Annotated in this window: 16 protein-coding genes and 1 pseudogene; 14 read left to right on the top strand and 3 right to left on the bottom strand. The window is 62.2% G+C overall.

The window, feature by feature from the left end:
• Positions 1-48 precede the first annotated feature (48 nt).
• Positions 49-486 carry a YkgJ family cysteine cluster protein gene (locus tag J7E36_RS07840; protein WP_215001562.1) on the bottom strand — a complete coding sequence of 146 codons (438 nt, stop codon included), beginning with the start codon at positions 484-486 and terminating at the stop codon, positions 49-51.
• Between the two features lie 255 nt (positions 487-741).
• Here J7E36_RS07840 and J7E36_RS07835 point away from each other — a divergent pair, with 255 nt between their 5' ends.
• The 5 genes and pseudogenes from J7E36_RS07835 to J7E36_RS07815 all read left to right on the top strand — a co-directional run bounded on the left by J7E36_RS07835 (position 742) and on the right by J7E36_RS07815 (position 10,295).
• Positions 742-3,192 carry a glycogen/starch/alpha-glucan phosphorylase gene (locus tag J7E36_RS07835; RefSeq protein ID WP_215001560.1) on the top strand — a complete coding sequence of 817 codons (2,451 nt, stop codon included), beginning with the start codon at positions 742-744 and terminating at the stop codon, positions 3,190-3,192.
• Positions 3,193-3,481: 289 nt separating this feature from the next.
• Positions 3,482-7,103 (top strand): annotated as a pseudogene (locus J7E36_RS07830) (DUF2339 domain-containing protein).
• A complete protein-coding gene (locus tag J7E36_RS07825; RefSeq protein ID WP_215001556.1) occupies positions 7,100-8,470 on the top strand; it encodes a DUF3999 domain-containing protein in 1,371 nt (456 codons plus the stop codon). Before J7E36_RS07830 ends, J7E36_RS07825 begins: the two are co-directional and overlap by 4 nt.
• A gap of 214 nt (positions 8,471-8,684) precedes the next feature.
• The gene (locus tag J7E36_RS07820) at positions 8,685-9,695 is read left to right on the top strand and encodes a class 1 fructose-bisphosphatase (protein WP_215001553.1); all 1,011 of its coding nucleotides are present in this window, start codon (positions 8,685-8,687) and stop codon (positions 9,693-9,695) included.
• A 3-nt stretch (positions 9,696-9,698) separates the two neighbouring features.
• Positions 9,699-10,295, top strand: coding sequence for a DUF924 family protein (locus tag J7E36_RS07815; RefSeq protein WP_215001551.1), 597 nt, complete (start codon positions 9,699-9,701; stop codon positions 10,293-10,295).
• A 123-nt stretch (positions 10,296-10,418) separates the two neighbouring features.
• On the opposite strand, the gene J7E36_RS07810 is transcribed toward J7E36_RS07815, so the two are convergent.
• Positions 10,419-12,311, bottom strand: a complete 1,893-nt coding sequence (locus tag J7E36_RS07810) for a methyl-accepting chemotaxis protein (protein WP_215001548.1) — start codon at positions 12,309-12,311, stop codon at positions 10,419-10,421.
• A 283-nt stretch (positions 12,312-12,594) separates the two neighbouring features.
• Between J7E36_RS07810 and J7E36_RS07805 the strand changes: the two genes are divergently transcribed.
• Together J7E36_RS07805 and J7E36_RS07800 are read left to right on the top strand one after the other, a co-directional pair.
• On the top strand, positions 12,595-12,849 hold the full coding sequence (locus J7E36_RS07805; RefSeq protein WP_215001546.1) for an outer membrane protein assembly factor BamE: 255 nt from the start codon (positions 12,595-12,597) through the stop codon (positions 12,847-12,849).
• A 51-nt stretch (positions 12,850-12,900) separates the two neighbouring features.
• On the top strand, positions 12,901-13,470 hold the full coding sequence (locus J7E36_RS07800; protein ID WP_215001544.1) for a lipocalin family protein: 570 nt from the start codon (positions 12,901-12,903) through the stop codon (positions 13,468-13,470).
• 115 nt (positions 13,471-13,585) lie between these two features.
• Here J7E36_RS07800 and J7E36_RS07795 read toward each other — a convergent pair whose 3' ends face one another.
• Complete coding sequence (locus J7E36_RS07795) at positions 13,586-14,950, bottom strand: formimidoylglutamate deiminase (protein ID WP_215001542.1); 1,365 nt, start codon at positions 14,948-14,950, stop codon at positions 13,586-13,588.
• 104 nt (positions 14,951-15,054) lie between these two features.
• Here J7E36_RS07795 and hutC point away from each other — a divergent pair, with 104 nt between their 5' ends.
• From hutC to J7E36_RS07760, 7 genes are all read left to right on the top strand, one after another.
• On the top strand, positions 15,055-15,804 hold the full coding sequence (hutC, locus tag J7E36_RS07790; RefSeq protein WP_215001540.1) for a histidine utilization repressor: 750 nt from the start codon (positions 15,055-15,057) through the stop codon (positions 15,802-15,804).
• Positions 15,801-16,370 (top strand): HutD/Ves family protein, encoded by a 570-nt coding sequence (locus J7E36_RS07785; RefSeq protein ID WP_215001538.1) that lies wholly within the window; start codon positions 15,801-15,803, stop codon positions 16,368-16,370. Before hutC ends, J7E36_RS07785 begins: the two co-directional genes overlap by 4 nt.
• 458 nt (positions 16,371-16,828) lie before the next feature.
• Positions 16,829-18,520, top strand: coding sequence for a urocanate hydratase (gene hutU, locus J7E36_RS07780; protein WP_215001536.1), 1,692 nt, complete (start codon positions 16,829-16,831; stop codon positions 18,518-18,520).
• Between the two features lie 147 nt (positions 18,521-18,667).
• On the top strand, positions 18,668-20,134 hold the full coding sequence (locus J7E36_RS07775) for a purine-cytosine permease family protein (RefSeq protein WP_215001533.1): 1,467 nt from the start codon (positions 18,668-18,670) through the stop codon (positions 20,132-20,134).
• Between the two features lie 70 nt (positions 20,135-20,204).
• Positions 20,205-21,173 (top strand): ABC transporter substrate-binding protein, encoded by a 969-nt coding sequence (locus J7E36_RS07770; protein WP_014336129.1) that lies wholly within the window; start codon positions 20,205-20,207, stop codon positions 21,171-21,173.
• Between the two features lie 71 nt (positions 21,174-21,244).
• Complete coding sequence (locus J7E36_RS07765) at positions 21,245-22,096, top strand: ABC transporter permease (RefSeq protein WP_215001531.1); 852 nt, start codon at positions 21,245-21,247, stop codon at positions 22,094-22,096.
• The gene (locus J7E36_RS07760) at positions 22,093-22,923 is read left to right on the top strand and encodes a quaternary amine ABC transporter ATP-binding protein (RefSeq protein ID WP_215001529.1); all 831 of its coding nucleotides are present in this window, start codon (positions 22,093-22,095) and stop codon (positions 22,921-22,923) included. The genes J7E36_RS07765 and J7E36_RS07760 overlap by 4 nt, the downstream gene beginning before the upstream one ends.
• Positions 22,924-22,957 lie beyond the last annotated feature (34 nt).

Below are 22,957 nucleotides of genomic sequence, written 5' to 3'. Positions count from 1 at the left end.
GCTTGCTCGCGAAGGCGGCGTATCAGGCGCTATAGAAGCGGCGGTTGGTCAAAACCGATCAAGCGTCCGCGGATTGCGCTCGCGCTCCACTTCCTTGGGCTTGTAGGCGCAATAGCCCGGCCGTGGCCCGACCCGCGGGTGATTGCGGCAGGTGTCCGGGCGTTTCTCGTAAATGGTGCACAGGCGGCTCTTGCGGTCCAGATACAGGCAATCGTTGTTGCTCATGCGCTGGAGCGTGAAGATCTCGGACTTCTGGTTGTAGCGCTCGACGATCCCTTCCTTTTGCAGGCGCTTGGCGATGTTCTTCGGCGGATCGCCGAGTTCGAACTCATCGACGATGCCGATCCGGATCAGGTCCTTGATCTTGACCTCCACCGGCAGCGTGCAGCAACTCGACACGCAGGAACCGCACATCGGGGCGGAGTACTTGGCCCAGGTATCGAGTCGGTCGAGCTCTGCGGCGGCGATCAGGTTGGGCTTCATCATCTAGGTGTACCGGCATGCATCAGGGCGCGCGATCATACCGGGACTGGTGAAATTTTGAACGACCATCTGCCGGTTTTTTTTCAATCCCCGACAAACCCCTCCGGGACCGGCACGGCCCCTGCATTCATTCAGCCATCCGGCATTTCCCTGGCGGCGACTCCCCGGCACTCGGGGAAAGCCACCGAACCAAGAGCCTCTACCGTCTGTCAGACCGTCTAGGCTCAGATAATTCCATGCTCGTCCGAGGTCTCACCAATGACTCAAGAACCACTTGTTCGCGAAGCGGAAGTCGCTGCATTTCGCGATGCCGTGTTGACCAAACTCACTTATGCCGTCGGCAAGGACCCCGATCATGCGTTTGATCACGATTGGTTCGAAGCCATTGCCCTGGCCGCCCGCGATCACATGGTCGAGCACTGGATGGACCACACGCGGCAGATCTACCGGAAGGGCCAGAAGCGCGTCTATTACCTTTCCCTGGAATTTCTCATCGGCCGCCTGCTCTACGACAGCCTGAGCAACCTCGGCCTGCTGGATACCGCGCGCGAAGCCCTGACTGAGCTGGGCGTGGACCTGGAGCGCATCCGTTTGCTCGAACCCGACGCGGCGCTGGGCAATGGCGGCCTGGGCCGGCTGGCGGCATGCTTCATGGAGAGCATGTCGACCCTGGGCATCGCCGGGCATGGCTACGGTATCCGTTATGAACACGGCCTGTTCCGCCAGGCCATTGTCGACGGTTGGCAGCAGGAACAGACCGAACACTGGCTGGACTTCGGCAACCCGTGGGAGTTCGAACGGCCCGAGGTGGTGTATCCGATCGGTTTTGGCGGCAGCGTCGAAACCGTGACCGACGAGGCGGGCAAGACCCGGCAAGTCTGGTCCCCGGCCGAAACCGTGCGCGCCATTGCTTACGACACCCCGGTGGTGGGCTGGCGCGGTGCCAGCGTCAACACCTTGCGCCTGTGGCGTGCCCGGGCCGTGGAAGACCTGCACCTGGAGCGCTTCAATGCCGGCGACCACTTGGGCGCGGTGGCGGAAGTGGCCCGGGCTGAAAGTATTTCCCGCGTGCTGTACCCGGCCGACAGCACTGAAGCCGGCCAGGAACTGCGCCTGCGCCAGGAATATTTCTTCGTGGCGGCGTCGTTGCAGGACTTGCTGCGCCGCCATCGCAACATGCACTCCTCGGTGCTGACCCTGGGGGACCATGCGGCAATCCAACTCAACGACACCCACCCCTCGATTGCCGTGGCCGAATTGATGCGTCAATTGGTCGATGTCTACGACGTGGCGTGGGACGCGGCCTGGCAGGTGACCCAGGACACGCTGTCCTACACCAACCACACGCTGCTGCCCGAAGCCCTGGAAACCTGGCCGGTGGGGTTGATGGAACGCATGCTGCCGCGGCACATGCAGATCATCTACCTGATCAACGCCCAGCACATCGATTCGCTGCGGGCCAAGGGCGTGCACGATTTCGATGTGCTGCGCTCGGTTTCGCTGATCGAAGAAGACAACGGTCGCCGGGTGCGCATGGGTAACCTGGCGTTCCTGGGGTCCCACAGCGTCAACGGGGTGTCCGGGTTGCACACCCAACTGATGCGCAGCACGGTGTTCTCCGAGCTGCACAAGCTCTATCCGGATCGGATCAACAACAAGACCAACGGCATCACCTTCCGCCGTTGGCTGTTCCAGGCCAACACCGAGTTGACCTCGATGATGGTCGACGCCCTCGGCCCGACGGTGTTGGATAATCCCGAGGAGCGCCTGATCGAACTGGAGCCGTTCGCCGACCAGCCGGCGTTCCGCAAGCAGTTCGCCGAGCAGCGCCTGCACAGCAAGAAGGCCCTGGCCTACCTGATTCATGAGCGACTGGGGATTGCCGTGAACCCGGCGGCGATGTTCGACGTGCAGGTCAAACGTATCCACGAGTACAAGCGCCAATTGCTCAACCTGTTGCACACCGTGGCGCTGTACCAGGCGATCCGCGCCGAGCCTGAAGTGGACTGGGTGCCCCGGGTGAAGATTTTCGCCGGCAAGGCCGCCGCCAGTTATCACCAGGCCAAGCTGATCATCAAGCTCACCAACGACATCGCCCGGGTGGTGAACAACGACCCGACCGTGCGCGGCCTGCTCAAAGTGGTGTTCCTGCCCAACTACAACGTCAGCCTGGCCGAGAGCATCATTCCGGCGGCGGATCTGTCGGAGCAGATTTCCACGGCCGGTTTCGAAGCATCGGGCACCAGTAACATGAAGTTCGGCCTCAACGGTGCGCTGACCATTGGCACCATGGACGGCGCCAACGTCGAGATGTGGGACCGGATCGGCGATGAACACATGTTCATCTTCGGCCTGACCGCCGAGCAGGTCGAGGCCCGCAAGCGCAACGGCGAATTCAGCGCCGCGCCGGACATCGCCGCGTCCCATCGTCTCGGCGATGTATTGCAGGCGATCCGTGGCGGGGTGTTCTCCCCGGACGATCCGATGCGCTACACCGGTCTGGTGGATTCGCTGGTGGATTATGACCGCTTCCTGGTCTGCGCCGATTTCGACTCGTACTGGAACGCCCAGGCCAAGGTCGAGGAGCGCTGGCACGATTCCAAACAGTGGTGGCGTTCGGCAGTGCTCAACACCGCGCGCATGGGCTGGTTCTCCTCGGACCGGACCATCCGCGAATACGCCACCGACATCTGGAAAGCCCTGGAGTAGCTTTTGCTGTCAGAAATGTGAGCGAAGCCCGACGGTGGTTGGGCTTCGTCGATATACTAGGCGCCAGTTTCACCGGGCTGCGGCTCGGCTCAGTGCTGAAAACACCCATGATCCACTGTGGGAGCGAGCCTGCTCGCGATAGCGGACCATCAGGCAACATCAATGTTGAACCTGACGACCTCATCGCGAGCAGGCTCGCTCCCACAGGTTATGAGTGTTTCCACTAGACTGAGCCAGGCACCGCATCGCCCCGGTTATGCCCGCAACGGGCCGCTTAGGGATATCGACCATGCTATGGATCTTGACGTTGTTAGGCCTGGCACTCGGCTGGGTGGTGGATGAGTCGTTTGCCGATGCACTGTTAGGCGCGCTGGTAGGGCTCGGCATTGTCCAAGGGTTTCGACTCAGCCGTCTCGCCGCCCAGGCTGCCCAGCAACAAGGCCTGTTGGATAAAACTCAGCAGGCCTTGAACGCGTTGGAACAGCGTCTGGCCCTCTTTGAGCACGGCACCGCGCCGGCTCCGAGCGAAGCGGCTCCGTCGCCCGAGATCATTGTCGCGCCGACGCCGGCGTCCGACATTCAAGCCGCGCCAGAATTGGTGTGGGAGCTGCCGCCCGATCTGGAGCCCGCTCCCGCGATGGCCGCTCAAGCCAGCCAGCCGTTGCCCGACGCTATCTGGAATCCCGCACCGATCACCGCGAGGCGTGATGACCGCGAGCGTGTGTCCGCGCCTGTGGCGCCGATAGCCGCGCAGCCGGCGGCTCCCCGTGGGCCGAATGTCATTGAGCGCGCCCTGGCGGGGGCACGCAATTGGCTGTTCGGCGGCAACACGGTGCTGCGGGTCGGCGTGCTGCTGTTGTTCCTCGGCCTGGCGTTTCTGCTGCGCTACGCCACCGAAGGCATGGTGGTGCCCATCGAGTTGCGTTACGCCGGCGTCGCGGCCAGCGCCCTGGGCCTGCTCGGCCTGGGTTGGTGGCTGCGCCAACGCAATAGTCATTATGCGTTGATGCTCCAGGGCACCGGGATCGCGGTGCTCTACCTGACCGTCTTCGCCGCCATGCGCCTGCACCCGTTGCTCGATTCCAAGGCGGCCCTGGGGCTGCTGGTGGCAGTCACGGTGTTCTCGGCAATCCTCGCGGTCACCCAGAATGCCCTCGGCCTGGCGGCGGCTGCGGCCCTGGGCGGGTTTGCCGCGCCGATCCTGACCTCGACCGGCAGCGGCAACCACGTCGCGCTGTTCAGCTATTTCATCCTGCTCAATGCCGGCATCCTCGCGATTGCCTGGTTCAAGGCCTGGCGCCTGCTCAACCTGATCGGTTTCGTCGGCACCTTCGGCATCGGGATCGCCTGGGGCCTGCGTTCGTATTCGCCGGAACTGTTCTTCAGCACCGAGCCGTTCCTGATCATCTTCTTCCTCATGTACCTGGCGATCGGGTTGCTGTTCACCCGGCGCAAACTGCTGGAAATGAGCGACGCCCCCGAGGATGACAGCCGTGAAGCGCTGCTGCGCTGGTCGGTGCGCAAGGGCGATTACGTGGACGGCACGATGCTGTTCGGTCCGCCGTTGGTGGCCTTCGGCTTGCAGCTCACGCTGGTGATGTTCCAGGACCTGGCCGCAGCGTTCAGTGCGTTGTTCCTGGGCATGATCTACATGGGCCTGGCCCGCGTATTGATGCGGGGCCGCGCCTTGTTGCTGGCAGAAACCTGCCTGGCGCTCGGGGTGATTTTTACCAGCCTGGCGATCCCCCTCGGTCTCGACGCCCGGTGGACCACGGCGGCCTGGGCGGTGGAAGGCGCGGGGATTTTCTGGCTCGGCCTGCGTCAGCAACGGCCATTGGCGCGGGCCTTTGCCTTGCTGCTGCAACTGGGCGCGGCGCGGGCGTTCTTGAGTGAATTGCATATTGGTGAAGGCAGCCTGCTCCAAGGCGCCCCATTGGGGGCGCTGATGCTGGGCGCTGCCTTGTTGTTCACCTTTTATCAATTGCGCAAGGCAGCGCCTGAGCACATCGCCAGTTGGGAGCGCCAGGCGCTGCCGGTGCTGGCCGTGTTGGGCCTGGGCTCGCTCTATCTGCTGGCGCCTTTGTTTTTCCTGACCCACGGCACCGCCATCGCTTGGGCCCTGGCCGGATTGGCGACGCTGTTCGTGGGCCTGCGTCTGCAGTCGCGCAGTTTCCTGTTCACTGCGTTTGCCGTGCAACTGTTGGGCGGCGCCTTGTTCCTGTTGCGCCTGCGGGGCGCGGAAGGGGATTCGGCAGCGGTATTCAACGCCGGCTGGAGCGGCTTGCTCAGCGCCTCATTGATCGGCCTGGCGCTGATTGGCGGCATGCTGCTGGCGGCCCGCGACGAGATGGTGCGCAACGATGTGCGCCTGCTACGCGGGTTGTCCGTGGTGTTGCTGGCGGGGTTGGTGTTGATCAATCTCGCGGTGCTGTTCGTGCTGCCATGGCAAACGGCGAGCGGTGTGTGGGCCGCCAGCGGTCTGCTGATCATCTGGCTGAGCCTGTACCTGAAGCAGCGGGTGAGTTTTGTCTTCGGCCTGTTGCTGCAGTTGCTGGGTGGCGCGGCGTTCCTCGTTGCGGGGCCTGCATTGCTCGGGCCACTCACCGCCGAGGGCCTGCGCCCCCTGGCCCACAGCGGGTTCTGGACGCCGCTGGTGCTGGGGCTGGCGGCACTGGTCGGCGCATGGCGCTTGCAGCGGGGCCATTCGGCGACGGTATTCGATGCCTTGAGGCTGCGGCGGGTGTCCGAGCTGTTGCTGATCTGGGGCGCCGGTTGGTGGGCGCTGGCCTGGGTCAGCGAAGTGCTGCGGTTTGCCCCGGCAAACCTGCAAGGCAGCTTGCTGCTGATGGTCGCGGCCACCAGCGTGGCGGTGTGGACCCTGCTGGCGCTGCGCTTGAAATGGTCGGCGCTGGGGCTGGTGTGCACCCTGCTGGTTCCGGCGGCGGGCTGTGTGCTTGTCGCGACCTGGCACAACCGGTATCACCCGGCGGCGGATTTTGGCTGGCTGGCGTGGGTGGCGGTGTTCGGCGTGCATTTCCTGTCCTTGAAGCGCCTGGCGCCGACGCTGCCTGCCCAGGCGCGCAGCACCGCCCACGTGCTCGGTTGCTGGTTGTTGATCGGCGTGCTGGCGCTGGAGCTGCGCTACGGCCTGCTGTTACTGTCCGAGCAATACAATGCCTGGCGCTGGCTGGGCTGGGCGATTCTGCCGAGCCTGTACCTGGTGCTGATGGCCGCGCCGCGTGCCTGGCCGTGGCCGGTATCGGCCCAACCGCGCGAATACCGAGTCTATGCGGCGGCACCTCTGGCGCTGCTGATGCTTGGCTGGTTCTGGCTGGCGAACACCTTCAGCGACGGTACGGCTGAGCCGTTGCCTTATGTACCGTTGCTCAATCCGCTGGAACTGGGCCTGTTGTTTGCCCTGTTCGGGGTCTACCTATGGGCGCGCGGTGCGGTGGCGCAACTGGCAATTCGTTGGGCCCATGCTGAACACGTCACCCAGTTGATCGCCGGGGTGTCGCTGTTCGTGTTCTTCACCGCCGTGGTCATGCGCAGTGCGCACCATTGGATCGGTGTACCGTTCGAACTGGATGCGTTGCTTGAATCCATGTTCGTGCAGGCCGGGTTGTCCATCGTCTGGACCCTGATTGCCTTGGGCCTGATGATCGGCGGGCACCTGCGGCATCGCCGTGAGGTCTGGCTGATCGGCGCGGCGTTGATTGCCGTGGTGGTCGCCAAGTTGTTCTTTGTCGAATTGAGTAACCGTGGTGGTCTGGCGCGGATCGTGTCGTTTATCGGCGTAGGTGTGTTGTTGCTGGTGGTCGGCTACTTCGCGCCGCTGCCGCCCAAGCGCCCCGGAAACGGTCGAACCGACCGAGCCGCCATTACCCGTCAGTGAGGGAGTGTCATCTTGAGTCGCACGTTGAATCGGATCGGGCTGGGGGTGGTCGGGCTATGGGTGGCCTTGTCGGCCACCGCCCAGGAGCAACCGGCGGATTTTGCCCATCAGGTGCCTTTGGCCCTGAGTGGAGAGGGACCTTGGTACCGCCTGCCGTTGCCGCTGGACGTGCAACTGCAAGCGCGACAGACCGATCTGAGCGATCTGCGGGTCTTCAACGCCGCCGGGCAGGCCCAGGCTTACGCGCTGGTTCGCGAGTCGGCCCAGAGCCGGGAAAACCGCACCCTCACCGACGTGAAGTGGTTCCCCCTGTACAACGCCGCCGATGACAACGAGCGTGCGCCCAGCGTGCGCGTGCAGTCGAACGCCAACGGCACGCTGGTGGAAGTCCAGCCATCCAGTCGCCTTGAAGCGGGTGAGGAAGAACTGCGCGGCTGGTTGTTGGATGCCAGCGCGATCAAGGCACCGTTGCAGCAGTTGGTCCTCGACTGGACCAGCGAACGCGATGGCTTCCAGCGCTTTACCATCGAAGCCAGTGATGACTTGCAGCACTGGCAGGCGTGGGGCGAAGGCCAGGTGGCGCGCCTGACCTTTGCCGATGAGCGGGTCGAGCAGCATGAAGTGAATCTGCCGGGGCAGACGGCGCGCTACCTGCGCTTGTTGTGGGATTCGCCGTCCTCCGCGCCGGTACTGACTTCCGCTCAGTTGCAGAGCGCCAGCCGCGAAAGCCTGCCGTTGCCGCTGGTCTGGTCGCAACCGCTGGCCGGCAGCACCCTCAAGGCCGGTGAGTACACCTGGCAGTTGCCCATGGGGCTGAATATCGAAGAGGTGCAGGTCGAGCTGAACCAGGCCAACAGCCTGGCCCCGGTGACCCTGGCCGGGCGGCGTGAAAGCAGCCATCCGTGGCAGCCGCTGGGCAGTGGCTTGCTCTATCGCCTGACCCAGAACGGCCAGGATGTGCAGCAAAACCAGTTGCAGTTGTCCGGCCAGACCGTGCAGCAGTTGAAACTGACAGTGGACGAGCGTGGCGGCGGTCTCGGCAGCGACGCGCCGGCCCTGCGTTTTGCCGTGCGGCCCACCCAGGTGGTGTTCCTGACGCGCGGCGAAGGGCCATACAGCCTGGCACTGGGCAGCGCGACCGTGAAGGCCGCCAACCTGCCCTTGACGACGCTGGTGCCCGATTACCGTCCGTCGCGGTTGGCGACCCTGGGTACGGCGACGGTGAATGGCGTGGCAACCTCAATATCGCCGGCGGAAACGACGCCAGTGGCCGTCGGGACGAACTGGAAGAAAATCGGCTTGTGGGCCGTGTTGTTGCTCAGCGTGCTGTTTCTTGCGGCGATGGCGTTCAGTCTGCTGCGTAAGCCGCCGGCCAAATCCTGAAAGCGGCTGCTTCGCACCCGATCGCGAGCAGGCTCGCTCCCACATTTGACCGAGTTCTGTCAGAACAGGCGCAATTAAATGTGGGAGCGAGCCTGCTCGCGATGGCGCCACCCCGTGAACTCAATCCCTCTTATCCCGTCTCATAGGAGGAATTAACTCCTGACTCGCGCTAAACTGCGCTGGTTTTTCCGCCCCCTATTCTTCGGAGCCGTCCATGTCCCGCGTTACCTTGAGTCGCTATTTGATTGAGCAGACCCGCAGCAACAATACCCCTGCCGATCTGCGCTTTTTGATCGAAGTGGTGGCGCGTGCGTGCAAGGAAATCAGCCACGCCGTCTCCAAAGGCGCCCTGGGTGGTGTCCTGGGCAGCATGGGCACCGAAAACGTGCAGGGCGAAGTGCAGAAGAAGCTCGACGTGATTTCTAACGAAATCCTCCTCGAAGCCAACGAATGGGGTGGTCACCTGGCCGGCATGGCGTCCGAGGAAATGGACAATGCCTACCAGATCCCGGGCAAGTACCCCAAAGGTGCGTACCTGTTGGTGTTCGACCCACTGGACGGTTCGTCGAACATCGATATCAACGCCCCGGTCGGCACCATCTTCTCGGTGCTGCGTTGCCCGAACGAATACCTGAGCCAGAACGAAGCCTTGAACGAAAAGGCCTTCCTGCAGCCAGGCACCGAGCAAGTGGCCGCCGGCTATGCCATCTATGGCCCGCAGACCATGCTGGTGCTGACCCTGGGCGACGGCGTGAAAGGCTTCACCCTCGATCGCGAAATGGGCAGCTTCGTGCTGACCCACGAGAACATCACCATTCCTGAAACCACCCAGGAATTCGCCATCAACATGTCCAACCAGCGTCACTGGGAAGCCCCGGTAAAGCGCTATGTCGACGAGTTGCTGGCAGGCGAAGAAGGCCCGTTGAAGAAGAACTACAACATGCGCTGGGTGGCCGCGATGGTCGCCGACGTACACCGCATCCTGACCCGTGGCGGCTTGTTCATGTACCCGCGCGACAGCCGCGAGCCATCGAAGCCGGGCAAATTGCGCCTGATGTACGAAGCCAACCCGATGTCGTTCCTGGTCGAACAGGCCGGCGGCGCTTCCACCGATGGACACCAGCGCATCCTCGACATCAAGCCAGACGGCCTGCACCAGCGGGTTGCCGTGTTCCTTGGTTCGAAGGAAGAAGTGGCCCGCGCCACGGCGTACCACAAGGAATAAACCATGGCCGAGCCTTGGCAGCCGTTACTTGATTGGTGGTTTGGTTCAGCCAGTACACCGGATGAAATAGCGGCTGACAAGAACACGCTGTGGTTCGGCAAGCGCCATGATCGCCAAGCGCGCGAGCGCTTCGGTGATCAGGTCGAGCAGGCATTGGCCGGCGGATTGACTGACTGGGCGCAACGCCCGGAAGGTTGGCTGGCCTTGGTGCTGTTGCTCGATCAATTCCCGCGGATGATCTTTCGCGACACACCCAAAGCCTTCTCCGGCGACCTTCGCGCCCAAGCGCTGGTAGCCCAGGGCCTGGCGGCAGGTTTCGACCGGCAACTCAAACCCATCCAGCGCGTATTCATCTATCTGGTGCTCGAACACTGCGAAAATCTTGCCGTGCAGAACGAAGCTGTTTCCCGGTTTATCGATCTGGTTCGAGAACAGCCGGAGGCGGAACGTGCGGTGTTTGAGAGCAACCTGGATTATGCCGAACGGCATCAGAAGATCATTGCCCGGTTTGGCCGGTTTCCCCATCGCAATGCGGTGTTGGGGCGGGAGTCTACGGCTGAGGAAGTGGCGTTTCTGAAAGAGCCGGGGTCAAAATTCTGATTTTGCGGTGAGGCGGATGCCGTCTTCGCGAGCAAGCCCGCTCCTACAGCTGATTGCGTTTCCTCTGACGGAACCCGGTCAACTGTGGGAGCGGGCTTGCCCGCGAAGAGGCCCGCAAGAGCGCTAGATTCGGAAACTACCCACCAACTGCTTCAACCGCGCCGCCTGCTGCTCAAGGTCAGTACACGCCCGCAACGTGGCTTGCAGGTTCTCCACGCCTTCCTGGTTCAGCGTATTGATCTCGGTGATGTCGACGTTGATCGATTCCACCACGGCGGTCTGTTCTTCCGTGGCGGTGGCGACGGACTGGTTCATGCCGTCGATTTCACCGATGCGCTGGGTCACGCTGCCCAGGCGTTCGCCGGCCTGGTTGGCGATGCCGACGCTGCTTTCGCTCTGGCGCTGGCTGTCGGTCATGGTCAGCACCGCTTCCCGGGCGCCTACTTGCAGTTCTTCGATCATTTTCTGAACTTGTTGTGCCGAATCCTGGGTACGGTGGGCCAGGTTGCGCACTTCATCGGCCACGACTGCGAAGCCGCGCCCGGCTTCACCGGCGCGGGCGGCTTCGATGGCCGCGTTCAGAGCCAGCAGGTTGGTTTGCTGGGAGATGCTGGTGATCACCTCGAGGATCTGGCCGATGTTCACCGTGTTGCTGTTCAGGGTTTCGATGTTGCCGCACGAATCGCTGATCTTGGCTGACAACTGCTGCATGGCGGTGATGGTTTTATCCACCACCTGCTGGCCTTCTTCAGCCAGGTTGCGCGCATCGCTGGAGTGCTGCGAGGCGAGGGCGGCGTTCTGGGCGATTTCCTGGGCGGCGGCGCCGAGCTGGTTGATGGCGGCGGCAACGCTGCTGGTGCGTGAAGCCTGCTGGTCGGAATTGAACATCGACGAGTTGGACGCGCTGACGACGCGCAGGGCGACTTCGTTGACCTGGCCGGTGGCCGAGGCCACTTCGCGGATCGAAGTGTGGATGCGCTCGACGAAGCGGTTGAACGAAGTGCCCAGCGCACCGAATTCATCCTGACCATGGATGGTCAGGCGGCGCGTCAGGTCGCCTTCGCCTTCGGCGATGTCATGCATGGCGCGGCCCATGGCCAGCAGCGGTTGCATCAGCACGCGGATCAGCATGCCCAGCAGGGTGATGATGAACACCACGGCAATGACCATGGCGACCAGCGCCGAGGTGCGGAATTCGCTGAGCATCGCCAGAGCGGTGTCCTTGTCCAGCACCAGCGCTACGTACCAGTCGGCACCCGGCACGCCGTTGACGCGGGTGAAGGAAATGAACTGGGTCTTGCCGTCGATTTCGACTTCCTTCATGCCCGGGCTGACCTGCGGCGCGCCGTTGGGGTAGGCCTCGGCCAGGGTCTTGAGCACACGCTTGCTGTCCGGGTGGATCAGGATCTTGCCCTCGGCGCTGACGATGAACGCATGGCCGTGGCCGCCGAAGTTCAGCGAGTTGATGATGGCGCTGACGCTGGACAAGTCGATGTCTGCACCGGCCACGCCGAACATCTGGTTCTGGCGCTGTACCGGGCTGGCGACGGTGATCACCAGTTTGCCCGAGGAGGCGGCGATGTAGGGTTCGGTAACGATGGTTTGCTGGGCGCTGTTGGCGGCTTTGTACCAGCCACGGGCACGCGGGTCGTAGTCGGCGGGGCGATTGCCGGCCGGGACCGAAAACATCACGCCGTCGGTGCCGCCGAAGTAGCTGAGCTGGAAATTGCCGGTGTAGGCCGGCAGGTCGACGGCGCGCTTGAGGCTGTCGGCGCTGTTACCGTCGATGGCGATTTGCTGGGCCAATGATTGCAACAACTGGATGCGGCCTTCGACCCAGGTCTGGATGTTGCGACTGGTCAGGCTGCCGAGTTCCTGCATGGACGTTTCGGTACTGCTGTTCAGGCTCTGGCGCTGACGGTAGTCGTTGAAGAGGATGAAACAGGCAAATGCAACGGCTACCACCAAGGCGGCAGCCAGCAGGATTTTGTGGCTGAACTTCATGTTTCTGATCATTAAGAGCGCTACCGCAGAGGAGCTGGTCGGGAAGGGGGGCAATTTGCCATAACACTGGTTCTTGCGCTGTTCTTTTTATCGGCCCGCGAGCGCCGTGCATCAGCCACAGGCGAGGCAATCCCGACGAAATGCACGACGACGTCGCAAACCGGTTGATTTGCCGATGAAATACCTCCGCCAAGCCCAATATATACTGGGGCAGCCAGGGAACCAGATAGGGGTTTGCTCTTCTAAGGTTCTGGTTGGCACCCTAGCCGCCCCCTTCCGTTCCAGGAGTTACACCATGTCACTGCGCTCTATCGTCTTGTTATTTGTGTGCGTCGTGCTGGCTGCATGCAGCAAGGTCAACCAGGAAAACTACTCGAAACTGTCGGCTGGCATGCCCAAGTCCGAAGTCGAAACATTGCTCGGCAAACCGACCGATTGCTCGGGCGCGCTCGGCATGTCCAGTTGCACCTGGGGCGACCAGAAAAGCTTTATCAGCGTGCAGTATGCCGGTGACAAAGTGTTGATGTTTTCCGGCCAAGGCCTGAAGTAAACCGGGGCTAGTGGCCTGTATCGGCCACTAGATGCCTGCGGGAGAAAAATAATGATGCGGTTATTGTTAGTGCTTTTAGCCGGCCTGGTTTTGGCTGGCTGTGCCACTTCTGGCGAAGACCCGTTGGCGCCCAAGACTGTCCACAGCGTCAACCTCAAGCGGTACCAGGGGACCTGGTATGAATTGGCCCGCTTGCCCATGTATTTCCAGCGCAACTGCGCGCAATCCGAAGCCCATTACACCCTCAAGCCGGACGGCAACGTAGCCGTGCTCAATCGCTGCCTGACCTCGGACTGGCAGTGGGAAGAAGCCCGGGGCACCGCCTCGCCGCAGGTGCCGGGCAAGACCGACAAGCTCTGGGTCGTGTTCGACAACTGGTTCTCGCGGATCGTGCCGGGCGTGGCGAAAGGGCAATACTGGGTGCTGTACGTCAGCGACGACTACCAGACCGCCATCGTCGGTGATCCGAGCCGACGCTACATGTGGCTGCTCTCTCGTACACCGACCATCAACAGCGTCGTGCGCGAAGAACTGCTGAGCAAGGCGCGTCAGCAGGGCTATGACACCAGTCGGTTGATCTGGCGCGCGTCGGATCGGCAGATGGCGAAGACATCGGACTGATCCGCATAAAACCTGTGGGAGCGAGCCTGCTCGCGATGACGGCATCCCAGTCAACATCTGTGTTGAATGCCAGGCCGCCATCGCGAGCAGGCTCGCTCCCACATGGGTGGTTGAATTAGCCCAGTAACTCGCGCAATACCTGGGTAAACGCCTGGGCACTCTCCTCTTCGGCGGCATGCCGCCCCTGGCGTACGACCCATTTCCCGCCGACCATCACATCCCGCACCTGCCGATCCCCTCCGGCAAACAACCAGCGATTGAGAATCCCGTCGCCCTGGGCTATCACTAGATACGGGTCGTTGCCATCGAGCACCAGCCAGTCGGCGCGCTTGCCAATTTCGAGGGCGCCGATCGGTTGCCCCAAGGCCTGGGCGCCGCCTTCCAGTGCCGCATCGAACAACGTACGCCCGACCATCGGCTGATCCGCCCGATACAGGCGGTTGCGGCGTTGATCTCGCAGGCGCTGGCCGTATTCCAGCCAGCGTAATTCTTCCACCACACTCAATGACACATGGCTGTCGGAGCCAATGCCCAGGCGCCCGCCCTGGGCAAGGAAATCCACGGCCGGAAAAATGCCGTCGCCCAGGTTGGCTTCGGTGGTCAGGCACAGGCCGGCAATCGCCCGGCTCTTGGCCATGAGGCTGACTTCCTGGACGTTGGCATGGGTGGCATGGACCAGGCACCAACGTTGATCCACCTCGGTGTTTTCGTACAGCCATTGCAGCGGTCGGGCACCGCTCCATTTCAGGCAGTCGTCGACTTCCTTCTGCTGCTCGGCGATGTGGATGTGCACCGGGCAATGGCGATCGCTCGCGGCCAACACGTCCTGGATCTGCTCAGGCGTCACCGCTCGCAGGGAGTGAAAACACAGGCCCAACGCCTGGGCGGGTTGCCCGGCCAGGGCCGGCTGCAAGCGTGACTGGAGCTTGAGGTAGTTTTCAGTGCTGTTGATGAATCGGCGTTGCCCATCGTTGGGCGCCTGGCCGCCAAAACCGGAATGGCTGTAGAGCACCGGCAGCAGTGTCAGGCCGATACCCGCGCTGCTGGCGGCCTGGCTGATGCGCAAGGCCAGCTCCGCCGGATCGGCATAAGGCGTGCCGTCGGTGTCGTGGTGCACGTAATGGAATTCGGCGACCGAGGTGTAGCCGGCCTTGAGCATTTCGATATACAGCTGCCGGGCAATGACGCCGAGTTGATTGGGGCTGATTTTTCCGACGAGGCGGTACATCAAGTCGCGCCAGGTCCAGAAACTGTCGTTGGGGTTGCCGGCCACTTCCGCCAACCCGGCCATGGCCCGTTGGAACGCGTGGGAATGCAGGTTCGGCATGCCCGGCAGCAGCGGTCCCGCCAATCGCTCGGCGCCATCTGCGTGGGAGTCGGCCTGGACATGGGTCAGGACGCCGGCGGCGTCGACTTCAAAACGTACATCGTTGGCCCATCCACTAGGCAGCAGCGCGCGTTCGGCAAAGAAGGCGGACATGGTTCAACCTCATCGTGCGTAATTTGTATATACATATACAGACGTTTGCCTGGCCGGTAAACTCCGGCAAGCTAGCAACCTTATTCGCAGAACAGGGAACCGCCGTGCCGACTCCGCCTGCCAAACCGCCGCTGGCCGCACACCTGGGTGACAGTCCGGCACCCTTGTATGCCCGCGTCAAACAGATGATCACCCAGCAGATCGACAGTGGAAACTGGCCGCCGCATTACCGCGTGCCGTCGGAAAGCGAGCTGGTCAGCCAACTGGGCTTCAGTCGCATGACCATCAACCGTGCCCTGCGGGAAATGACCGCCGACGGCCTGTTGGTGCGCATGCAGGGTGTCGGCACGTTCGTGGCCGAACCCAAGAGCCAGTCCGCGTTGTTCGAGGTGCATAACATCGCCGACGAGATCGCCTCCCGAGGGCACCGCCATACGTGCAAGGTCATCACCCTGGAAGAAGAGGCCGCCGGTTCCGAGCGCGCCCTGGCCCTGGACATGCGTGAAGGGCAGAAGGTGTTCCATTCGCTGATCGTGCATTTCGAAAACGACATTCCCGTGCAAATCGAAGACCGCTTCGTCAACGCATTGGTGGCGCCCGAATACCTCAAGCAGGATTTCACCCTGCAAACGCCCTACGCCTATCTGAACCAGGTCGCGCCGCTGACCGAAGGCGAGCACGTGGTTGAAGCGATCCTGGCCGAACCGAATGAATGCAAGCTGCTGCAAATCGAAAAGGGCGAGCCGTGCCTGTTGATCCGCCGTCGCACCTGGTCCGGGCGTCAGCCGGTGACCGCAGCGCGGCTGATTCACCCGGGCTCCCGTCACAGTCTGGAAGGGCGGTTCCACAAGTGAGCGACTTGAAAGTTCTACGCGCGGCGGATTACCCGCGCATGCCGTGGAAAAACGGCGGTGGCAGCACCGAGGAAATCACCCGTGATGCCGGTGCCGGCCTGGAAGGTTTTGGCTGGCGTCTGTCGATCGCCGATATCGGTGAGTCGGGCGGTTTTTCCTCGTTCGCCGGTTACGAGCGGGTCATCAGCGTCTTGCAGGGGGATGGCATGACCCTGACCGTCGATGGCCAGGCCACGCGGCCGTTGCACCCGCTGGACCCCTTTGCTTTCAAGGGTGAAAGCCATGTGCATTGCACGTTGCTGGGTGGGCCGATTCGCGATTTCAATCTGATCTATGCGCCACAGCGTTACCGCGCGCGGCTGCAGTGGATGAGCGGCGAGCAGCGGTTTTTCAGCGAGGCGGGCACGGTGCTGGTGTTCAGCGCCGCTCCGGGACTGGCTATCAAGATCGGTGAGTCCGCCGTGGACTTGGGCCTTTATGACTGTTTGCAACTGAGCGGTAACACCGGGTTGGTGGATGTTTCCACTCACGGTCAATGCTGCGTGATTGAGCTGACCGCCCACTAATTTCAGCTTCTTGAGTACCCTGTGGGAGCAAGGCTTGCCCGCGACGATGGCGATGCGGTCTGCCAGACAATCGAGTCGCCTGCATCGCGGGCAAGCCTTGCTCCCACAGATGGGTCCCCCTCACCACAAGATGCCTGCCTGCTGTTTCTTCTGCGCACCAACTTGTTACTGAATGCCCCAGCGTGGCGCAACGTCACGCTTCTGGGGCCCTTGATTCCCCCTCGAAAACCCTCTTGAAAAATTTCATGCCACTCAGAAGGCCTTGAATCACAAGGCTTTTAGCCAATTTCTCAACAGTTTCTGAACGCCCCCTCCAACAAGTTGGCCGCTTGATTGCATATGCTTGTACATACAAGTAAAGACGTATGCGTATGAGTCATCGACATTCAACGCAACGTTCGCTAAATCGCTGCCCACTGTCCGGGCTGGTCTGGATTGATCGCTGAGGAGTTTTTGCTGTGACCAACGCTACCCACAAACCTGAAAAATACCGTGACGTTGAAATTCGCGCGCCTCGCGGCAACACGCTGACCGCCAAGAGCTGGCTGACTGAAGCGCCGCTGCGCATGCTGATGAACAACCTCGACCCGGAAGTGGCCGAGAACCCCAAGGAGCTGGTGGTCTACGGTGGCATCGGCCGCGCGGCGCGCAACTGGGAGTGCTACGACAAGATCGTCGAAAGCCTCACCAACCTGAATGACGACGAAACCTTGCTGGTGCAATCCGGCAAACCGGTGGGCGTGTTCAAGACCCACAGCAATGCCCCGCGCGTGCTGATCGCCAACTCCAACCTCGTGCCGCACTGGGCGACCTGGGAGCATTTCAACGAACTCGACGCCAAGGGCCTGGCCATGTACGGCCAGATGACCGCCGGCAGTTGGATCTACATCGGCAGCCAGGGCATCGTCCAGGGCACCTACGAAACCTTCGTCGAAGCCGGTCGCCAGCATTACGACTCCAACCTCAAGGGCCGTTGGGTCCTGACCGCCGGCCTCGGCGGCATGGGTGGCGCGCAACCGTTGGCCGCGACCCTGGCCGGCGCTTGCTCGCTGAACATCGAGTGCCAGCAGGTCAGCATCGATTTCCGTCTCAAGACCCGCTACGTCGACGAGCAGGCCACTGACCTCGACGACGCCCTGGCCCGTATCGAGAAATACACCGCCGAAGGCAAGGCCATTTCCATCGCGCTGTGTGGCAACGCCGCCGAAATCCTCCCGGAAATGGTCCGCCGCGGTGTGCGCCCGGACATGGTCACCGACCAGACCAGCGCCCACGACCCACTCAACGGTTACCTGCCGGCCGGCTGGACCTGGGACGAATACCGCGCCCGCGCCAAGACCGAACCGGCCGCTGTGGTGAAAGCCGCCAAGCAATCGATGGCCGTCCACGTCAAAGCCATGCTGGACTTCCAGAAGATGGGCGTGCCGACCTTCGACTACGGCAACAACATCCGCCAGATGGCCCAGGAAGAAGGCGTCGAGAATGCCTTCGACTTCCCGGGTTTCGTACCGGCCTATATCCGTCCGCTGTTCTGCCGCGGCGTCGGCCCGTTCCGCTGGGCTGCACTGTCGGGTGACCCGCAGGACATCTACAAGACCGACGCCAAGGTCAAGAAACTGATCCCCGACGACGCCCACCTGCACAACTGGCTGGACATGGCGCGCGAACGCATCAGCTTCCAGGGTTTGCCGGCGCGTATCTGCTGGGTCGGCCTGGGTCAGCGGGCCAAGTTGGGCCTGGCATTCAACGAAATGGTGCGCAGCGGCGAACTGTCCGCGCCGATCGTGATTGGCCGCGACCACCTCGACTCCGGCTCGGTCGCCAGCCCTAACCGTGAAACCGAATCCATGCAGGACGGCTCCGACGCTGTCTCCGACTGGCCGCTGCTCAACGCCTTGCTCAACACCGCCAGCGGCGCGACCTGGGTCTCGCTGCACCACGGTGGCGGCGTCGGCATGGGCTTCTCCCAGCACTCGGGCATGGTGATTGTCTGTGACGGTACCGACGAAGCGGCTGAGCGGATTGCCCGCGTGCTGCACAACGACCCGGCTACGGGTGTGATGCGGCATGCCGATGCGGGTTACCAGATCGCGATCGACTGCGCCAAGGAACAGGGGCTGAACCTGCCGATGATCACCGGCAAGTCATAAAAACCCCTTGTGGGAGCGAGCCTGCTCGCGATGGCGTCGGCACATTCGACACAGGCGTCGGCCGACAGATCGCTATCGCGAGCAGGCTCGCTCCCACAGAAGAGCGGCATCAGAGTCACTATCAGAACAATCCACAGAGGTTGAACCATGGCCATCAGTAGCACGCGTGCAAGCAGCAAGCCGTTGATCGAGAAACGTTCGATCGACTACATCCCGGAAGCGGAGAGGCATGGCCGGCTGTTGAGTCAGTTCACCCTCTGGATGGGGGCGAACCTGCAGATCACCGCAATTGTCACCGGCGCGCTGGCGGTGGTGTTGGGCGGGGATGTGTTCTGGTCGTTGATCGGTCTGCTGATCGGGCAACTGCTCGGCGGTGGCGTCATGGCGCTGCATGCCGCGCAAGGCCCCAAACTGGGCCTGCCGCAGATGATCTCCAGCCGGGTGCAATTTGGTGTATACGGCGCGGCCATCCCGATCGTGCTGGTGTGCCTGATGTACCTGGGTTTCACCGCAACGGGAACGGTACTTTCCGGCCAGGCGCTGGGCCAGTTGTTTGGCGTCAGCGACAGCGTCGGCATCCTGATTTTCGCCAGTGTCATCGTGCTGGTCACGGTGCTCGGTTATCGGGTGATCCACTTCATTGGCCGTGTCGCCAGCGTCATTGGCGTGATTGCCTTCGTTTACCTGTTCGCTCGCCTGATCAGCCAGGTGGACATGGGCGCACTCCTGCAAATCCGCCATTTCAGCTGGAGCAGCTTCCTGCTGGCGGTGTCGCTCGCGGCCTCCTGGCAGATCGCCTTCGGCCCCTACGTGGCTGACTATTCGCGTTACCTGCCGAGCAAGACGTCCTCGGTGAAAACCTTTTTTGCCGCAGGCGCAGGTTCCGTCATCGGCGCACAGGTGGCGATGATCCTTGGCGTGTTTGCCGCCGCCTCGGCCAACGGGCAGTTCGCCGGTCACGAAGTGGCCTACATCGTAGGCCTGGGGGGAACCGGCGCCACCGCGGCGCTGCTGTACTTCAGCATCGCGTTCGGCAAGGTCACCATTTCGACGCTGAACTCCTACGGCAGCTTCATGTGCATCGCGACCATCATCAGCGGGTTCCGTGGTCACCTGAACGTAACGCGTTTGCAGCGGCTGGTCTTCGTGCTGGTCATTGTCGGCGCGGCGACCCTGATCGCGCTGCTCGGCCAGCACTCGTTCCTCGGTGCGTTCAAGTCTTTCATCCTGTTCCTGCTGGCGTTCTTTACACCCTGGAGCGCGATCAACCTGGTGGATTACTACTGCATCACTCGCGAACGCTATGACGTGCCGGCCCTGGCCGACCCGAACGGTCGCTACGGTCGTTGGAAGGTGCTCGGGATCAGCGTTTATGCATTCGGTGTACTGGTTCAGTTGCCGTTCATCTCCACCAAGTTCTTTACCGGTCCGCTGGTGGCGGCGATGGGTGACGTGGATATCTCGTGGATCATCGGCCTGGTGGTTCCGGCGACGCTGTACTACGTCGCCGCCAAGAAGTGGCACAGCGCTGTACCCGATCAATTGATCCTGCCGGTCGAGCAGGACGCGGTTGACGCACAACCGAGCAGGGCGGGCCGCATCCAAGCGGTCTGATGGGACGTTGACAGGGCTGGATGCCTCTTGACTGCCGTAAGCCAACTCAGATGATTAGGAGCGTCACACAATGAAATCGAACAAGACCCTGCTGACCACGTTGCTTTCCATGGGCCTGCTGGCCAGTGCCGGCGCCACGCAAGCGGCGGGTTGGTGCGAGTCGGGCAAACCGGTGAAATTCGCCGGCCTGAACTGGGAAAGTGGCATGCTGCTGACCGACGTCCTGCAAGTGGTATTGGAAAAAGGCTACGACTGCAAGACCGACAGCCTGCCAGGCAATTCCATCACCATGGAAAACGCCCTGAGCAGCAACGACATCCAGGTGTTCGCCGAAGAGTGGGTCGGTCGCAGTGAAGTCTGGAACAAGGCCGAGAAGGCCGGCAAGGTGGTCGGCGTTGGCGCACCGGTGGTGGGGGCCATCGAGGGCTGGTACGTGCCGCGCTACGTGGTGGAAGGTGATGCCAAGCGCAAGCTCGAAGCCAAGGCTCCGGGCCTGAAGAACATTGCCGACCTGGGCCAGTACGCCGCCGTGTTCAAGGACCCGGAAGAACCGTCCAAGGGCCGCTTCTACAACTGCCCGGCCGGTTGGACCTGTGAGCTGGACAACAGCGAAATGCTGAAGAGCTATGGCCTGGAAAAAACCTACACCAACTTCCGTCCAGGCACTGGCCCGGCGCTGGATGCGGCCGTGTTGTCGAGCTACAAGCGTGGCGAGCCGATCCTGTTCTACTACTGGTCGCCAACGCCGCTGATGGGCCAGGTGGACCTGGTCAAGCTGGAGGAAAAACCGGGTGTGGATAAAAGCGTGAGCATCAAGGTTGGCCTGTCCAAGACCTTCCACGATGAAGCGCCGGAGCTGGTGGCCGTGTTGGAAAAGGTCAACCTGCCTATCGATATCCTCAACCAGAACCTCGGGCGCATGGCCAAGGAACGCATCGAATCGCCAAAACTGGCGAAGATCTTCCTGAAGGAACATCCTGAAGTCTGGCACGCCTGGGTCAGTGAAGACGCGGCCAAGAAAATCGACGCGGCTCTGTAGGTCGAATCCTTCCCGGCCAACCGTGGGGCTGGCCGGGACATTCACCGCATCCCCCTGATCGAGAGCCTCTTATGTTTCCCGAAAGCTTTACCTTTTCCATCGCCGACTGGGTCAACGGTTGGGTCGACGCGCTGGTGACGAATTATGGCGATGTGTTCCGGCAGATCTCCGACACCCTGCTGTGGGCCATCGTCAACCTCGAAGGCCTGCTGCGCATGGCGCCCTGGTGGTTGATGCTGGCCATCGTCGGCGGCGTTGCCTGGCACGCCACCCGCAAGGTCGTGACCACTGCGGTGATCGTCGGCCTGCTGTTCCTGGTGGGCGCGGTGGGCCTGTGGGACAAACTGATGCAGACCCTCGCGCTGATGCTGGTCGCCACGCTGATCTCGGTGTTGATCGGCATTCCCCTGGGCATTCTCTCGGCGCGCAGCAATCGCCTGCGTTCGGTGCTGATGCCGTTGCTGGACATCATGCAGACCATGCCGAGCTTCGTGTACCTGATTCCGGTGTTGATGCTGTTCGGCCTGGGCAAGGTCCCGGCGATCTTCGCCACGGTGATCTACGCGGCACCACCGCTGATTCGCCTGACCGACCTGGGCATCCGCCAGGTGGACGGCGAAGTCATGGAAGCCATCAACGCTTTCGGCGCCAACCGCTGGCAACAGCTGTTCGGCGTGCAACTGCCCCTGGCCCTGCCGAGCATCATGGCCGGGATCAACCAGACCACCATGATGGCCCTGTCGATGGTGGTCATTGCCTCGATGATCGGTGCCCGTGGTCTGGGCGAAGATGTATTGGTGGGCATCCAGACCCTCAACGTCGGACGCGGCCTGGAAGCCGGGTTGGCGATTGTGATTCTCGCCGTGGTCATCGACCGCATTACCCAGGCCTATGGTCGCCCTCGGCATGAGGTGAGCAAATGAACAACGCAGCCATCAGCAAGATCGAAGTCAAGAACGTCTACAAGATTTTCGGCAACCGGTCCAAGGACGCTCTGGACCTGATCCGCCAGAACAAGACCAAGGACCAGGTGCTGGCCGAAACCGGTTGCGTGGTCGGTGTGAATGACCTGTCGCTGAGCATCGGCACCGGTGAGATCTTTGTGATCATGGGCCTGTCCGGCTCGGGCAAATCCACCCTGGTGCGGCACTTCAACCGGTTGATCGACCCTACCAGCGGCGCGATCCTGGTGGACGGCGAAGACATCCTGCAACTGGACATGGACGCCCTGCGCGAGTTTCGTCGGCACAAGATCAGCATGGTGTTCCAGAGCTTCGGCCTGTTGCCCCACAAGAGTGTGCTGGACAACGTCGCCTACGGCTTGAAAGTGCGTGGCGAGAGCAAACAGGTGTGCAGCGAGCGGGCGCTGCACTGGATCAACACCGTGGGCCTGAAGGGATACGAGAACAAATACCCGCACCAACTCTCCGGCGGCATGCGCCAGCGCGTGGGCTTGGCCCGGGCCCTGGCGGCGGACACCGACATCATCCTCATGGACGAAGCCTTCAGCGCCCTCGACCCGCTGATCCGCGCCGAAATGCAGGACCAGTTGCTGGAGCTGCAAAAGACCCTGCACAAGACCATCGTGTTCATCACCCACGACCTCGACGAGGCCGTGCGCATCGGCAACCGCATCGCGATTCTCAAGGACGGCAAGCTGATCCAGGTCGGCACGCCCCGGGAGATTCTGCATTCGCCGGCGGATGAATATGTCGACCGGTTCGTGCAGCGGCGGGCGGCGGTGGTTTGAGGGATTTGTGGTGGTTGGACAGGCCTCATCGCGA

Source organism: Pseudomonas fluorescens (assembly GCF_018614775.1).
Lineage (GTDB): Bacteria > Pseudomonadota > Gammaproteobacteria > Pseudomonadales > Pseudomonadaceae > Aquipseudomonas > Aquipseudomonas fluorescens_BY.
This window is presented reverse-complemented; position numbering and strand designations above follow the sequence as displayed.

What these genes read in the sequence shown, in the direction of transcription:
- J7E36_RS07760 (WP_215001529.1), top strand. Translation starts at nt 22,093, where the DNA reads ATGAACAACGCAGCCATCAGCAAGATCGAAGTCAAGAACGTCTACAAG.
- J7E36_RS07765 (WP_215001531.1), top strand. Translation starts at nt 21,245, where the DNA reads ATGTTTCCCGAAAGCTTTACCTTTTCCATCGCCGACTGGGTCAACGGT.
- J7E36_RS07795 (WP_215001542.1), bottom strand. Translation starts at nt 14,950, where the DNA reads ATGTCCGCCTTCTTTGCCGAACGCGCGCTGCTGCCTAGTGGATGGGCC.
- J7E36_RS07835 (WP_215001560.1), top strand. Translation starts at nt 742, where the DNA reads ATGACTCAAGAACCACTTGTTCGCGAAGCGGAAGTCGCTGCATTTCGC.
- J7E36_RS07810 (WP_215001548.1), bottom strand. Translation starts at nt 12,311, where the DNA reads ATGATCAGAAACATGAAGTTCAGCCACAAAATCCTGCTGGCTGCCGCC.
- J7E36_RS07840 (WP_215001562.1), bottom strand. Translation starts at nt 486, where the DNA reads ATGATGAAGCCCAACCTGATCGCCGCCGCAGAGCTCGACCGACTCGAT.
- J7E36_RS07815 (WP_215001551.1), top strand. Translation starts at nt 9,699, where the DNA reads ATGGCCGAGCCTTGGCAGCCGTTACTTGATTGGTGGTTTGGTTCAGCC.
- J7E36_RS07800 (WP_215001544.1), top strand. Translation starts at nt 12,901, where the DNA reads ATGATGCGGTTATTGTTAGTGCTTTTAGCCGGCCTGGTTTTGGCTGGC.
- J7E36_RS07770 (WP_014336129.1), top strand. Translation starts at nt 20,205, where the DNA reads ATGAAATCGAACAAGACCCTGCTGACCACGTTGCTTTCCATGGGCCTG.
- J7E36_RS07805 (WP_215001546.1), top strand. Translation starts at nt 12,595, where the DNA reads ATGTCACTGCGCTCTATCGTCTTGTTATTTGTGTGCGTCGTGCTGGCT.
- J7E36_RS07775 (WP_215001533.1), top strand. Translation starts at nt 18,668, where the DNA reads ATGGCCATCAGTAGCACGCGTGCAAGCAGCAAGCCGTTGATCGAGAAA.
- J7E36_RS07820 (WP_215001553.1), top strand. Translation starts at nt 8,685, where the DNA reads ATGTCCCGCGTTACCTTGAGTCGCTATTTGATTGAGCAGACCCGCAGC.